Source organism: Neotabrizicola paludis, assembly GCF_044142105.1.
Classification (GTDB): Bacteria; Pseudomonadota; Alphaproteobacteria; order Rhodobacterales; family Rhodobacteraceae; genus Pseudogemmobacter.
Genome location: NZ_JBGTYM010000001.1, coordinates 104,809 through 119,279 on the forward strand (window position 1 = coordinate 104,809; position 14,471 = coordinate 119,279).

Sequence of the window (14,471 nt, forward strand, 5' to 3'; positions counted from 1 at the left end):
ATGACAGGTCGGACGGCGGGGGCGAAGATGGGCGGCATCCTGACGCTGAATGCGGGCTCGTCCTCGCTGAAATTTGCGCTGTTCGGCCCGGCGGGCGAGGCGCCGCTTGCAACCGGGCTGGCCGACCGGATCGGCCTCCAAGGCAGTCTGAGGCTCAAGGACAGCGCAGGCGCGGCCCTGCCGGTCGCGCCCGGAAGCCTGACGAGCCATGCCCAGGCGTTGCACTGTGTCCTCGACAGCCTGCACGCGGCCTTTCCGGGCATTGGCGTGGGGGCGGTCGGGCACCGTGTCGTGCATGGCGGCCCGGAGCGCGCGACTCATGCGCTTGTGGACGCGGCGCTGCTGGACGATCTGGCAACCCTGTCGCCCTTCGCGCCGCTGCATCAGCCGCACAATCTGGCGGGCATCCGTGCAGCCATCGAAGCCTTCCCCGAAGCGCCGCAGGTCGCCTGTTTCGACACGGCCTTCCACCGCAGCCATCCCTGGGTGAACGACACCTATGGCCTGCCGCGCCAGCTGTATGACCTGGGCGTGCGCCGCTATGGGTTTCACGGCCTGTCCTACGACTATATCGCCGGTGAACTGGCCCGCAGCGCGCCCGCGCTGGCGCAGGGCCGCGTCGTGATCGCCCACCTGGGGAATGGCGCCTCGCTTTGCGGCCTGCTGGCCGGGCGTTCGATCGCCTCGACCATGGGCTTCTCGCCGCTGGATGGGCTGCCAATGGGCACAAGGCCGGGGCAGCTCGACCCAGGGGTGATGCTGTTCTTGATGGACCAGCAGGGCATGAGCCCGCAGGACATCTCGGACCTTCTCTACAAGCAGTCGGGACTTTTGGGCCTTTCCGGCCTCTCGAACGACATGCGCACGCTCGAGGCCAGCCCGGCGCCAGAGGCGGCGCAGGCCATCGAGTATTTCACGGCCCGGATCCGGCTCGAGATCGGCTCGATGGCGGCGGCCTTGGGCGGCATCGACGCCCTGGTCTTCTCGGGCGGCATCGGCGAGAACTCTGCCCTCGTGCGGGCCAAGGTCTGCGCCGGCATGGGCTGGCTGGGAATCGAGATCGATACGCTGGCCAATGAAGCCCATGCCAGGGTGGTCTCGGCGGCGGGGGCGGCGACGGATGTGCTGGTCGTGCCGACGAATGAAGAACTGGTGATTGCAAGGGCCACGCGCGCGCTGGCCGGCGGCGGTGAAAGGACGGCGGCATGAAGGGCGTGTTGAAACCCGAGGCGGCTGCGGCGATGATCCCGGATGGTGCCAGCCTGATGATCGGCGGCTTCATGGCCGTGGGCACGCCCGAACGCCTGATCGACGCTCTGGTCGCGCAGGGCGCGCGCGGGCTGACGGTGATCGCCAATGACACGGCCATGCCGGGAAAGGGGATTGGCAAGCTGATCTCGGCGGGGTGCGTGGCGCATGTCATCGCTTCGCATATCGGCCTGAACCCCGAGATGCAGGCCAAGATGATCGCCGGAGAGATCGGTTGCGAGCTGGTCCCGCAGGGCACGCTGGTCGAGCGCATCCGCGCGGGTGGCGTGGGGTTGGGCGGGGTTCTGACGCCAACCGGGTTGGGCACCGAGGTCGAAGCGGGCAAGCAGGTGGTAGAGGTTCAGGGAAAGCGCTTTCTGCTGGAAACCCCGCTCACTGCCGATTTCGCACTGATCGCGGCGCATACCGCCGATTACATCGGCAATCTGAGCTACATGCTGACCGCCCACAATTTCAATCCGATCATGGCTATGGCCGGGCGCAAGGTGATTGCAGAGCCCGACAGCATCGTCCCGGTGGGGGTGATCGCGCCCGATGCGGTCAAGACGCCGGGCGTGCTGGTCGACCATCTTCTGATCCGCAAAGGGTAGCGCCATGGATGCCAAGGAACTGATCGCCCGCCGTGTCGCGCGCGAGATCAAGCCGGGGATGCTGGTCAATCTGGGGATCGGCCTGCCTTCGATGGTGGCGAATTTCGTGCCCGCCGAACGCGGCGTGTTCTTTCAGGCCGAGAATGGCGTGATCGGGCTTGGCGCCCGCCCGCCCGAGGGAATGGAGGATCGCCACCTTACCGATGCAGGGGGCGGCTTCGTCACCGCCGTTCCGGGCGCCGTCTCGATCGACAGCGCCATGAGTTTTGGCCTGATCCGGGGTGGGCATCTCGACATGACCGTGCTGGGCGGGCTTCAGGTCGATGAAGAAGGGCATCTGGCGAATTGGAAAGTGCCGGGCAAGATGGTGCCGGGCATGGGCGGCGCGATGGACCTTGTGACGGGGGCGGCCTGTGTGATCGTCGCCATGCAGCACGCGGCCAAAGGGCAGTCGAAGATCGTGCCGCGCTGCGTGCTGCCCTTGACCGCGCTGCGCCGGGTCGATCTTGTCGTGACCGATCTTGCGGTCCTGCGCCCCGGCCCCGAGGGATTGTCCCTGGCCGAGCGCGCGCCGGGCGTCAGCGTGGACGAGATCCTGGCTGCGACCGAAGCGCGGCTGATCGTGCCCTCCGAGGTTCCCGAAATGCGCGTTGACTGACGCGTCTGGTGATGCGGCCTTGCCCGCTTCAGTCTGGCCAAAGTACTCTGCCGCGATGCCCGGAGGAAACACGACACCAAGGGCGCAATCGCGGCGGGGAGGCCGGCGGATGAGGAAAGCGTTTCTTGCGGAAGACGGCACCCGTCTGGCCTATCGCGACGAAGGCGCGGGCCTGCCCGTTCTGGCACTGGCCGGCATGACGCGCGACGGGCGGGACTTCGAGTATCTTGCCTGTCACCTGCCCGCTGACATCCGCCTGATCCGGCTTGACAGCCGGGGGCGCGGAGCCTCTGCCTGGGCCGATTGGCACAGCTATACCGTGGCGCAGGAGGCGCGCGATGCGCTCGCGCTCCTTGACCATCTGGGTCTTGACCGTGTGGCGGTTGTCGGCACTTCGCGCGGCGGGCTTCTGGGCATGGTCATGGCGGCCTTTGCCAAGGCGCGCCTGACCGGGTTGTGTCTGGTCGATTGCGGCCCGGTGCTGGAGCGCGCCGGTCTGCAAAGGATCGGCGATTATGTCGGCGTCGTCCCCCCGGTCGCCACTTTGGAACAGGCCGCAGACCGTCTCGCCGCCAGCCCCGGCTTCCTGAAGGTGCCTACCGAACGCTGGGCGGAAGAGGCGGCCCGGCGATATGTCCAGCTGGAGGGTCGGCTTGGCCTGCCCTATGATCCGGCGCTGCGGCAAAGCTTCGATGCGGCGCTGGCCGCCCCCACCGCCGATGCCTGGCCGCTGTTCGATGCCTGCGCGGGTCTGCCGCTGGCGCTGATCCGGGCCGCCAATTCCGACGTGCTGTCGGCAGAGGCCGCGACAGGAATGGCCCGCCGTCGCCCGGATCTGATCCGCGTCGATGTACCGGATCGCGGCCATGTGCCGTTCCTCGACGAGCCACAGTCGCTGCGCACCATTGCCGCTTGGCTGGATGCCGTGCGGGCCTTCGCGGCGTCTCAGCCCGCCGCCACCGCACCATAGGCCATCCGGCCCGCGACCAGCGTCTGGCGCACCGCCGGGGCCTGCCCTTCGGGCCAGTCGACCAGCACAAGGTCCGCCCTTTGCCCCACCGCAATCTCGCCGCGGTCCATCAGCCCCAGCGCGCGGGCCGGGTTGGCGGCGATCAGCGGCCAAAGCCGCTCGAGCGGGGCGACCTTGTCGGCCGTCAGGCGGGCCACGGCAGAGAGCATCGCCGGGTAATAGTAATCCGAAGCGAGGATGTCGCAGAGCCCTTCGGCGATCATCGCCGCCGCGCCGGGAGACCCCAGATGGCTGCCGCCCCGCGCCGCGTTGGGGGCGCCGAAGACGATGCTGTCCCCGGCCGCGCGCGCGGCCCGCGCCGTGGCGAGGTTCATCGGAAACTCGCTGATCCGGGCACCAAGCGCGCGGTAGAAATCACGGGTCTCGGCCCGGGTGTCGTCATGGCTCAGCATCGCGGCTCCGGCCTTTCGACCCAGCGCCGCGACCTCGGCGATCATGGGCGGCACGTGCGGGCGGCGTGACCAGATCTCGCGGATCAGATCGACGCAGGCCGCAGTTTCCATCTGCGACCGCTTGGCGCGCAGCTCCATCTTGGCCAGGAAGACCGGATTGTCGAAAGACGTCACCGGAAAATCCGGCGCATGCTCAAAGGGGCGGTCCTGTAGGGCGACACTGGGGTCTAGCAGGATCATCGATGTATGATCGTTGAAGGCGACCGACGGCGTCAGAAGCCCGGCCAGCGCCGCCTCGATCAGCGGAACGGCCTCGAAGCAGAAGCTCTCCCAGCGCAGTTGCAACCGATTCTCGACCGTCAGGCGCGGCGCGATGCGGGACAGCGTGCCAAGCACATCCCAGCCCATCTGGACCGAGCGCAGCCCAGGCTCCCAGCTCAGCGTCAGGGCGTGATAGGCGGTCGCGATGCCGTTCGCCGCAAGCTGTCGATCGGTTTCCAGAAGCGCCGCCTCGACGGGCAGCAGCACGCCGGGGCGCGGCATCAACTGGCGCTCGAAGGCATCGCCGTGAATATCGACCAGGGCGGGGGCCAGCAGCATGCCCGGCGCTGAAACCCGACGCGCGCCATCGGCGGCGACGTCGATGCCTGTGATCATCCCGCCCTCGAGTCGGACAGAGACCCGCGCCAGCCCTCCTGGCATCAGGACCTCGGCACCCTCGATCAGCAGGGCATCTTCGGTCCGGGTCGGGGCAGTGGGCGGCAAGGCATTCATCGGCAGGGCCTTTCTTGTGGCGGGACGTCGATTTTGCGGCCGCACCCGGCGCGACTATAGCGCTTAGGTCACAGCCAGATGGCAAGAGCGATCACGCTGTCTCGACAATCGGCGCCGCTTTGCCGAAGGTCGCGCCGCTGAACCCGGTGCCCGGTCGGGCCCGCAAGCTAGGACTGTCCCGCATTTGTCTCCGTTCCTGCGCATTGTCTTCGGGCTGATCATCGGGGTTGCCGGCGGTGCCTTGTTCCATTGGCTGGCACTGCCGCTGCCTTGGATGCTGGGCGCGCTGTTCGCCACCATGGCGGCAGCGGTCGGGGGCCTGCCGGTCAAGGGCCCAAAGCGGCTGCGCCCGGCCACGGTTGCCGTGATCGGCGTGCTGCTTGGATCGCGATTCACGCCTGATGTGCTGGTCGGCGCCGGACAATGGGGCATGACCCTTGCGATCATGCTGGTCTATCTGGCGGTGGTCGGCATGATCGTCGTGCCCTTCTATCGCCATCTCGGCCGCTTCGACTGGACCACCGCCTATTTCGCCGGAATGCCGGGCGGCCTGAACGAGATGGTCGAGATCGGCGAGGCGCGCGGCGCCCGCGTCGAGCAGGTGATCCTGGCACAAAGCCTGCGCATCGTGACCGTGATCGCGATGATCGCCGTGTGGTTTCGGATGGTGCAGGGCGCGCAGATCAGCGGCGCGGCGCGGGCCGGCGCGGAATGGCCGGATTATGCGGATCTGGCGCTGATGCTGGCAGCGGCCGTTTTCGGCAGTCTCATGGGACGGAAGTTGCGTTTCCCGGCGCCGACCTTCCTTGGCCCCCTGATCCTGTCCGGCGCGTTGCATCTGGGCGGCGTGACCGAAAGCGCGCCGCCCGGGCTTGTCGTCAATACCGCACAGGTGATCCTCGGCACCGTTCTCGGCTGCCGCTTCGCGGGAATCGGGGCGGCTGCGCTGGGCCGCGCCGGAGTGCTCAGCATGGGAGCAACGATTCTGGCTCTTGCCCTGGCCCTGGCGGGCGGTCTTGCCATGCAGGCGGCGACCGGCGTGGGGATGGAACAGGCGCTGCTGGCGCTGGCTCCGGGCGGGCTGACGGAAATGGGGCTTGTTGCGCTGGCAATCCAGGCCGATGCGGCCTTTGTGGTGCTGCATCACGTTATCCGCATCCTGGCGGTGATCGTGGCGGCGCCGCTCTTGCATCGCCTTCTGTCGCGGGACGACCCGCCCGCCGCCTGAACGCCCCCCGCGTCGTCCAGGCGCGATCAGCCGGTGGACCGGGTCCCGCTCAATAGCGGCCGGTCAGCTTATTGCCCCAACCGGCCAGCCGCGAGGGCGCGGTGGTGCCCGGCCTGGCCTCGGCCCGGTCGGCGGCATTCAGCAGCGCATACATGCCGTGGACGCCCAACCAGCGGAAGGGCTCGGGCTCCCAGTTGCGCACCCGACGGTTGACCCAGGGCAGGGTGGTCAGATCGGTTTGCCGCCCCAGCGCCAGGTCGGCCAGCGTGCGGCCCGCCAAGTTCGAGGTCGAGACGCCGGTGCCGACATAGCCGCCCGCCCAGCCCCAGCCCTGCGCCGGATCATAGCCCACCGTCGCGCACCAGTCCCGTGGCACACCCAGCACACCGCACCAGGCATGGGCGATACGATACCGGGCCGCGGCAGGGAAATGGCGGTGCAGGATCGCGGTGAGGCGGCGGATCGTCTCGGCATCGGGCGCGCCGTTAGAATCGAGGTTCGAGCCGAAAAGATAGGGCACACCCCGTGCGCCCACGGTGATGCGCCCTTCGCGCGTGCGCTGGCAATAGCAATATCCATTGGCGAAATCGCCCACGATCTCATGGCCCTGCCAGCCAATCTCGTCCCAGATCTCGGGTGGAAGCGGCTCGGTCGCGACCTGGGCCGAATTGAGCGGCAACCATTCACGTTTCATACCCGGCAAGCCCGCCGTGAACCCTTCGGTGCAGCGCAGGACGGAGGGCGCGGTCACGACACCCCGGTCGGTCGTGGCGCGGCCTTTCTCAAGCCCCGTCACGGTCGTGCCTTCATAGATGGCGATCCCGGCGCGTTCGCAGGCGGCGGCCAGGCCACGCACCAGTTTCGCAGGCTGGACGCGGGCGACATTGGTGACGACAAGCGCCCCCAGCGCGCCGGGAATGCGGATACGGGCGGCCATTTCCTCGGCCCCGATGCGATGGACCCGGGCCTCTTCGCCCCAGTGGCGGCGGTGCTCGACCTCGGCCCGCATCCGTTGCGCCTGGGCCGGGTTCACCGCGACCAGAAGCTCGTCGGTGCGCCGGATGTCCGCGTCGATTCCCTGCGCCGCGGCCACGGCGATCACTTCGTCCACCGTTCCGTTCATCGCGCGCACCATGCGGCGTACGGCATCTTCCGACGTGGCTTCGGCATAGCGGCGGTGGTTCCAGGAGAAGCCGCCCGAGAGCCAGCCGCCATTGCGCCCCGAAGCGCCGAAACCGGCGAATTCCTTCTCGACCACCACGATGCGCAGCGCAGGCTCGGCCTGTTTCAAATACCAGGCGGTCCAGAGGCCGGTATAGCCCGCGCCGATGATGCAGACATCGGCCTCGACATCGCCCGGCAGCGCGGCGCGGCGGGCGGGCAGGCCGATATCAGCATACCAGAAGGACACATCACCGATACGGTCGGGAGTTTGCGGGCTGGGCATGGCTCTCTCGCAAAGGGGGGCGGGGGCAGGTAATCACGGCCCGCCCCCCAGGCGCCAGCCCCCCGCCAGCGCCGGAAAGCGATTTTCGCAGTGTCAGTAGCCGCGCGACGCGTCGGCGACCGCTTCCGAGGTGCCGGTCGCCTCGAAGCTGCGAATATTCGCAGCGATGACCGAGGCCCCGGTTTCAGCATCGATCATCGAGGCGATATGCGGAGTCACGCGGATTCTCGGATGAGTCCAGAACGGATGACCAGCGGGCAGGGGTTCGGTGCGGAACACATCCAGTGTCGCGCCGCCGATCTGGCCACTGTCCAGGGCCGCCAGCAGGTCGGCCTCGACCAGATGGCCGCCGCGCCCGGCATTGATGATCCGTGCACCCTTGGGAAGTTGTGCCATCAGAGCGGCATCCAGGATGTCGCGGGTCTCGGGGGTCAGTGGCAGCAGGCAGACGAGGATCTCGGTCCGCGCTAGAAAGGCAGGCAGGCCTTCGGCCCCGGCAAAGACAGTCACGCCCTCGACCGCGCCGCCCGAACGCGACCATCCCGCGGTGTCGAAGCCTAGGGCCGCCAGGGTCTGCGCGCAGGTCCGCGCGATGTTGCCCAGGCCCATGACGCCCACGCGACGGCGCGAGGCCAAGGGCGTGACGATCTGTTTCCACACTCCCGCGCGCTGATTGTCGTCGGTGATGCCCAGCTCGCGGTGATGGGTCAGCACATGCAGCGCCACATATTCGCGCAGACGCTGGACCATGTCGGGGCCGGTGGTGCGCAGGATTGGAAGATGCTTGGGCAGGTCGGGGTCGCGCAGCACATGGTCGACGCCCGCTCCGATCGAGACGACGGCCTTGAGGTTCGTGAACTTGGCGATGGCACCCGCTGGCGGTCCCCAGACTGCCGCATATTCCACCTTGGCCGGATCGGCAGGGGACAGCATGTCCTCGACAGTGAATTCGGGCAGAAGGCGCGCCAGAAGCGCCACCCATTCCGCGGTTTCCGCGTCATCGCCCAGATAGACGGCAATCGTCATCGCTTTCCCCTTACGCCTTCAGTCCGGCTTCGATCCCGGACCAAAGCGCACCATATTCATCCACCGTCACCTGCCAGGCAGCGCCCAGCTCGGCCGCCAGCTTGCGCTCGACGGCGGCCCAGGCCGGCATGATCCAGATCTTGCCCGCGGCCTTGGCGGCAGCAGCAATGCGGCGCAGATCGTCGAAATCGGCCTCGGTCTTCATATAGGCGCCGCGCCCGCGCGACAGCGACAGATCGGAGGGGCCGACAAAGACCCCATCGACGGTCGGAAGGGCAAGGATCTTCTCGATATCCGCCAGCGCCTCGGCGCTTTCGACCATGGGCAGGCAAAGCGTTCCGGCATTCTCGCGGGTGTAATAGTCCTGCGTCACCGCATCATAGCGGGCGGGCCGCGTGCCCGAGAAGCTGCGCAGGCCAAGGCCCGGATATTTGGCGGCGGCCGTCACATGGCGCGCATGATCCACATCGCCGATATGCGGGATGATGACGCCATGGCAACCGATGTCCAGCGCCTGCTGGATCGGGATCGTTTCCGGTCCCAGCACCTTGGCATAGACCTTGGCCCCCAGCGCCCGGATCAGTGCGACAAGCTTGTCGGTGCCGTCGAGATCGAAATAGCCATGCTCGATATCCAGCACAAAGCGGCGGCAGCCCAGGCCGAAGGCGATCTCGACCAGTTGATGATGCGGGGTCGAAAGCCAGACCGCATGGGGCGAAATCGCGGGTGTTTCCGCATAGACGAGGTCAGACACCAGCACCCTCCATCCCGTTCTTTGCCAGCATGGCGCGGATGTCGATCAGATCCTGCAATTTCGCGCCTTTTTCCAGTTTGGCCACCCAGTCGCCTTCCTCGGCCTGATCGGCAAGGGCCGTTTCGATCAGCCGGTCCAGCCGCGTGGGCGGCAGCACCACGACGCCGCAATCATCGGCGAGAACCGCGTCACCCGGCGTCACCGCGACACCGCCGATATTGACCGGCACGTTGAAGCCGCCGCCCAGGTTCAGAAGCTTGGTCGTCACGGCCGAAGTGTCGCGCGCCCAAGTCGGCACGCCGGCCTCGCGGATCGCGGCGGGATCGGTAACCGCGCCGTCGATCACCACGCCGGCCAGGCCACGGATGCGGGCGACCGCCGCCATGAAGCCTCCCCAGCAGGCCTGGCGGTGGTCGCCCGCGCGGTCAATCACAAGCAGGTCGCCCGGACGGACCCGGTCCATCGCGTAATACAGAAGCGTGGAGTCGGGGCCGGTGATCTGCACGGTGACCGCATTTCCCGCCACGCGTGGCCCAACGATCAGGGGCCGGATGGCGGTATCGACAAAGCCCGCATGGAGATAGTGGCCCAGCGTGGCGGCCTCGACCCTGGCCAGCCTCGCGGCCCTTTCCGGGGCAAGCTGCGGTGGCAGCGGTTCGATACGATAGATGTCTGTCATGGAAGCGTCCTGCGTCTTTAAGGGCGTCAATTCTGGAAAAGGCGGATGTCGGCGGGGTCGAAGACCAGGCGCGTGATTTCGCCCGGCGCGGGGATCGCGCCGCCGCAATTCTGCTGGCGCAGCACCATGCGGGTGCCGTCGGCAAGGGCATAGACCAGCCGCTGGTCGGTGCCGATGAAATCGACCTCGTGCAGCCGGGCCTCGGGACCATCGGCCGTGCCGTCACGCCGGATGCGTTCGGGGCGCAGGGCCAGCGTCACCTCGATCCCCACCGGCACGGGAGAGGGGGGCAGCATCAGACGGCGGCCCAATGTCTCCACTTCGGTTCCGTTGGGGCCGGTCGCGGCGACACGGCCCTTGAAGAGATTGGTCTCGCCGATGAATTCGGCGGCATAGAGGCTTTGCGGTGCGTTGTAGAGGCCGGTCGGGCTGTCGAGCTGCACGATGCGCCCGCCTGCCATCAGGGCGATGCGGTCCGACATGGTCAGCGCCTCTTCCTGGTCATGGGTGACGAAGACGAAGGTGATGCCCAGCCGTTTCTGGATCGCCTTCAGTTCAAGCTGCATCTCCTTGCGCAGCTTGAGGTCGAGCGCCCCCAGGGGCTCGTCCAGAAGCAGCACTTTTGGCTCGTTCACCAGCGCACGGGCCAGCGCCACGCGCTGCTGCTGGCCGCCCGACAACTGGCTGGGCTTGCGGTCGCCGAAGCGGCTCATCTGGACCATATCCAGTGCCGCCTGCGCGCGCTCGCGTTGCTCGGCCTTTTTCACGCCCTTGATCCGCAGGGGGAAGGCGACGTTTTCGCGGATCGTCAGATGCGGGAAAAGCGCATAGCTTTGGAAGACCGTATGCACGGGGCGCTGATAGGCCGGAATCTCGGACACATCCTGCCCCGAGATCAGGATCTGGCCCTCGCTGGGCAAGTCGAACCCCGCGATCAGGCGCAGCGTCGTGGTCTTGCCGCAACCCGAGGCACCGAGAAGCGTGAAGAATTCGCCCTGGCGGATGGTCAGGTCCAGCCGGTCGATGGCGGTCATGGTGCCGAAGCGTTTGACAACGCTGCGCAGTTCGACCGCTGCGGGGCCGTGGGTCTGGTCTGGCATGGGAAATATCGCCCTGGGGATGGGGCGGCGGCAGCCCGCGCGGGGCCGCCGCCGCGATAGGCTTACTGGGCGGCTTTCACCTTGGTCCAGCCGTCCTGATAGTATTTCATCGCATCGCCCAGATCGAGGATGAAGTCGGCATTGGCGATGGTCGCCTCATCGGGGAAGACCGCAGAATTGTTCGCCAGTTCGGCCGGCAGCAGAGCCTTCGACTCGGTCACGACCGTTGCGGTCTGGGTCAGTTCGGTGGTCTTGGCCGCCACTTCCGGCCGCAGGATGTAGGAGAGGAACTTGTAGGCGGCGTCGGGGTTCGGCGCGTCCGACAGGACCGAATAGCCGTCGATCCACATGGTGCCGCCTTCTTCCGGCAGGACATAGACGACGTCCGGGTTGTCCTTGATCGCCTGCAGCACCGAGGAGGACCAGCTTTCCACGATGCAGGCCTCGCCAGAGGAGACAAGGTCGGCGAAGTTGGTGCTGTTATAGCCTGCCAAAAGCGGCTTTTGGGCGATCAGCGTTTCGGTCGCCTTCTCGATCTCGGCCGGGTCCGAGGTATTGGCGCTGAAGCCGTTCACCTGCAGGCCCGCGATATAGGCGGCCAGCATATTGTCCAGCATATAGATGCGGCCCTTGTACTTTTCGTCGAAGAGCGACTTCCAGCTGGTGATCGGCTCGTCCACGCAGGTCTTGTTATAGGCAAGGCCGGTGGTGCCCCAGACATAGGGGATCGAATACTTGTTGCCCGGATCGTAGGAGACCTCTTTGAACGAGGAACCGATCTTGTCATATGTCTCGATCTTGGCATGGTCGAGTTCGGCGATCCGGCCACGCGCGATCAGGATCTGCACCGCATATTGCGAGGGGTTCACCAGGTCATAGCCCGCGCCGCCGGCATCAAGCTTGGCGATCATCGATTCATTGCTGTCGAACGTGTCGAAGGTGACGGCGATGCCGGTTTCGGCTTCGAAATCGGCCAGCACCTCGTCGGGCATCTCATTCGCCCAGCCGAAGATGCGCAGTTCTTCGGCAAGACCCGGATTGGCGGCGCAGAGGGCCAGCACCGTGGCGGCAAGAGTTTTGGAAAGACGTGTCATTTGGCAGCTCCTTATTGGATCGGGTTGTCCGGCTGTTCACCGCCGGTTGGTTTTCAGCATCAGGGGCAAGTAGCGCCCCATCACGAGAAGCAGGATGGCGACATTGGCGACGACCATGAGGGCGCCAAGCGCGTTGATTTCGGGGGTGATGCCCAGTTTCAGCATCGAGTAGATGCGCAAGGGCAGAGTGGTCGTGCCGACGCCTGACGTGAAAGTCGACATGACCAGATTGTCGAAGGACAGCGTCGCCGAAAGGATGAAGGCCGTAAACAGCGCGGGCGCAAGCTGCGGCAGCGTCACCATGCGGAAAGTCTGCCATTCATTGGCGCCCAGATCGGCGGCTGCGTTTTCCAGACGGGGGTCCAGAGACGAGGCCGCGGCGCGGATGATCAGTGTGGCAAAGGGGATCGAGACCAGCACGTGGCCCACGATCATCGTGCCATAGCCCAGCGTCACTCCGGCAAAGGACATGAAGACCAGAAGCGCCACGCCCAGAACGATCTCCGGCAGCACAAGCGGGGCCGCCAGCGCCGCGCCCAGGACGTCGCGTCCCGGAAACTGCCGCCTTGTGATCGCCACCGCAGCCAGTGCGCCGATGGCGGTCGAGATGGCGGCACTGGCCAGGGCAACGATCAGGCTGACATGTAGGGCGCGGGCGATGTGGCGGTTCGACCAGACCTTGCCGAACCAGTCGAGCGAGAAGCCCTGCCAGACCACGGTCGATTTGCCCGCGTTGAAGGCGAAAGCGATCAGGATGACGATCGGCGCCAGCATGAACAGGTAGGTCAAGAGCGTGATCCAGCCCGAAATGCCGTGAAGGAAGGTGCGGGTGGCCCAGCCGGGGGCGCGGGGCGCGCTCATTTCATCGCCTCCACCCGGCGCAGGGCGCGCATGTACATAAGGATACCGATGCCCGAGAAGACCAAGAGCAGGACCGAGACGGCGGCACCGAGCGGGATGTTGCGGAATTCAAGGAACAGCTGGACGATCAGGTTGCCCAGGATGATCTCTTTGCCGCCGCCCAGAAGGACGGGGATGGCGAAGACGCCCATCGAAGGGACGAAGACGAACAGCGCGGCGGCCAGCACGCCCGGCAGCGACAGGGGCAGCGTCACGCGCAGGAAGGTTGTCGCCGGGCCAGCGCCAAGGTCGGCGCCCGCTTCCAGCAACCGGCGGTCGATCGGTTGCAGGGCGGCATAGATCGGGAAGACGGTTAGCGGCAGGAAGGCATAGACCATACCCACGAGGGTTGCCCCCAATGTGCCCAGCATCCCCACCGGCGCGTCGACGATCCCGGTGGCCAGCATTCCCTGATTGATCAGCCCGCCCCGGCCCAGGAGAACGACCCAGGCCGAGATGCGGATCAGGAAGTTGATCCAGAACGGGATGAGCAGCAGCATCAGCAGGGCGGGCGCCCAGGGACCGGCGCGGAAAGCGATGAAATAGGCCACCGGATAGCCGATCAACAGGCAAAGCACCGTGGTCGCGGCCGCCAGCTTGAAGCTGTTCACGAAGACCAGCAGGTAGACGCTTTGAAAAAGCTCGCGGTAATTGTCCAGGGTAAAGCCCGGCAGCACCGCGCCATAGGGATCGCGCAGGGCAAAGCTGTAGGCGGCCACGACGCAAAGCGGCACCAGCACGAAAAGAACCAGCAGCACCACCGAAGGGGCCAGCATCGCCCCGGTCTCGATCCGTTCGCGCCAGGCTCTTTGCATCACGACACCTGCCGTTTCACGCCGCCCAGGCTTTCGGCCATGGCCTGCAAAGGATTGATCGTCAGGTGATGCGCCATCGCCGCCCGCGCCGCCGCGGGGTCACGCATCCGAATGGCGGTCAGCACCTTGCGGTATGAGGCGATTTCATCGCGCACCAGCGTGACGGGAATGCGCGAGACGTAAAGCGTGCGCACCGAAAGACCGAACAGGAAGGCCAGATATTGCTGGGCGAAGCGGTTGTCCGAGGCCTCGGCGATGATACGGTGAAATTCTTCGTCCGCCGCAAGTTCCCAGGCCTCGCCGGGCGAGGCGCCCTTGAGCCCTTCTTCAATGCGGTTCAGGAAGGCGTCGAAACGGTCAAGATCTTCCTGCGTGCGCCGTTCGGCGGCAAGGCCCGCAGTGAAGCACTCGATCTCGCGCCGCATCTCGTAGATGCGCATCATATCGGCGGGGGTGGCCGTGGCCACGACATAGCCGCGCCGCCCCATCGAGGTGACAAGCCCTTCCTGTTCCAGCCGCAACACCGCCTCGCGCAGCGGCGTGCGTCCGATGTTCAGCGCTTCTGTCAGGGCTTTCTCGTCAAGAAGGGCGCCGGGCGGAAGCTCCGCCATGACGATCCGGCGGCGCAATTCACCATAGGCTTCATCACTTTTACGCTTGCTCATGGTCACGTCGCCAGTCGATATACTTTCAATATATTTACGATATACTCGAG

The 14,471-nt window shown here is 66.4% G+C and carries 15 protein-coding genes; 5 read left to right on the top strand and 10 right to left on the bottom strand.

Annotated features, from left to right (window positions below; genetic code table 11):
• The 4 genes from ACED67_RS00470 (at window position 1) to ACED67_RS00485 (ending at window position 3,487) form a co-directional block, all read left to right on the top strand.
• Window positions 1-1,209 carry an acetate/propionate family kinase gene (locus ACED67_RS00470; protein ID WP_395539476.1) on the top strand — a complete coding sequence of 403 codons (1,209 nt, stop codon included), beginning with the start codon at window positions 1-3 and terminating at the stop codon, window positions 1,207-1,209.
• Entirely contained in the window at window positions 1,206-1,859 is a 654-nt protein-coding gene (locus ACED67_RS00475) for a CoA transferase subunit A (RefSeq protein ID WP_395539477.1), read from the top strand. Before ACED67_RS00470 ends, ACED67_RS00475 begins: the two co-directional genes overlap by 4 nt.
• A 4-nt stretch (window positions 1,860-1,863) precedes the next feature.
• The gene (locus ACED67_RS00480) at window positions 1,864-2,517 is read left to right on the top strand and encodes a 3-oxoacid CoA-transferase subunit B (protein WP_395539479.1); all 654 of its coding nucleotides are present in this window, start codon (window positions 1,864-1,866) and stop codon (window positions 2,515-2,517) included.
• Window positions 2,518-2,626: 109 nt separating this feature from the next.
• Window positions 2,627-3,487 (top strand): alpha/beta fold hydrolase, encoded by an 861-nt coding sequence (locus ACED67_RS00485; protein ID WP_395539480.1) that lies wholly within the window; start codon window positions 2,627-2,629, stop codon window positions 3,485-3,487.
• On the opposite strand, the gene ACED67_RS00490 is transcribed toward ACED67_RS00485, so the two are convergent.
• On the bottom strand, window positions 3,463-4,713 hold the full coding sequence (locus tag ACED67_RS00490) for an alpha-D-ribose 1-methylphosphonate 5-triphosphate diphosphatase (RefSeq protein WP_395539481.1): 1,251 nt from the start codon (window positions 4,711-4,713) through the stop codon (window positions 3,463-3,465). The two genes, ACED67_RS00485 and ACED67_RS00490, sit on opposite strands and share 25 nt — an antisense overlap.
• Window positions 4,714-4,897: 184 nt before the next feature.
• On the opposite strand from ACED67_RS00490, the gene ACED67_RS00495 reads away from it, so the two are divergent.
• Window positions 4,898-5,941 (top strand): AbrB family transcriptional regulator, encoded by a 1,044-nt coding sequence (locus ACED67_RS00495; protein WP_395539482.1) that lies wholly within the window; start codon window positions 4,898-4,900, stop codon window positions 5,939-5,941.
• 49 nt (window positions 5,942-5,990) lie between these two features.
• On the opposite strand, the gene ACED67_RS00500 is transcribed toward ACED67_RS00495, so the two are convergent.
• The 9 genes from ACED67_RS00500 to ACED67_RS00540 form a co-directional block, all read right to left on the bottom strand.
• On the bottom strand, window positions 5,991-7,388 hold the full coding sequence (locus ACED67_RS00500; protein ID WP_395539483.1) for an NAD(P)/FAD-dependent oxidoreductase: 1,398 nt from the start codon (window positions 7,386-7,388) through the stop codon (window positions 5,991-5,993).
• 93 nt (window positions 7,389-7,481) lie between these two features.
• Window positions 7,482-8,414, bottom strand: a complete 933-nt coding sequence (locus tag ACED67_RS00505) for a 2-hydroxyacid dehydrogenase (protein ID WP_395539484.1) — start codon at window positions 8,412-8,414, stop codon at window positions 7,482-7,484.
• 10 nt (window positions 8,415-8,424) lie between these two features.
• Window positions 8,425-9,168: an HpcH/HpaI aldolase family protein gene (locus ACED67_RS00510; RefSeq protein ID WP_395539485.1), complete on the bottom strand. Its 744-nt coding sequence runs from the start codon at window positions 9,166-9,168 to the stop codon at window positions 8,425-8,427.
• A complete protein-coding gene (locus ACED67_RS00515) occupies window positions 9,161-9,847 on the bottom strand; it encodes an RraA family protein (protein ID WP_395539486.1) in 687 nt (228 codons plus the stop codon). The genes ACED67_RS00510 and ACED67_RS00515 overlap by 8 nt, the downstream gene beginning before the upstream one ends.
• 26 nt (window positions 9,848-9,873) lie before the next feature.
• Window positions 9,874-10,947 (bottom strand): ABC transporter ATP-binding protein, encoded by a 1,074-nt coding sequence (locus tag ACED67_RS00520; RefSeq protein ID WP_395539487.1) that lies wholly within the window; start codon window positions 10,945-10,947, stop codon window positions 9,874-9,876.
• 62 nt (window positions 10,948-11,009) lie between these two features.
• Complete coding sequence (locus tag ACED67_RS00525; RefSeq protein WP_395539488.1) at window positions 11,010-12,041, bottom strand: ABC transporter substrate-binding protein; 1,032 nt, start codon at window positions 12,039-12,041, stop codon at window positions 11,010-11,012.
• Between the two features lie 36 nt (window positions 12,042-12,077).
• Window positions 12,078-12,902, bottom strand: coding sequence for an ABC transporter permease (locus ACED67_RS00530; RefSeq protein WP_395539489.1), 825 nt, complete (start codon window positions 12,900-12,902; stop codon window positions 12,078-12,080).
• Complete coding sequence (locus ACED67_RS00535; protein ID WP_395539490.1) at window positions 12,899-13,756, bottom strand: ABC transporter permease; 858 nt, start codon at window positions 13,754-13,756, stop codon at window positions 12,899-12,901. The genes ACED67_RS00530 and ACED67_RS00535 overlap by 4 nt, the downstream gene beginning before the upstream one ends.
• Window positions 13,756-14,421, bottom strand: a complete 666-nt coding sequence (locus tag ACED67_RS00540) for a GntR family transcriptional regulator (protein WP_395539491.1) — start codon at window positions 14,419-14,421, stop codon at window positions 13,756-13,758. Before ACED67_RS00540 ends, ACED67_RS00535 begins: the two co-directional genes overlap by 1 nt.
• Between the last annotated feature and the right edge of the window lie 50 nt (window positions 14,422-14,471).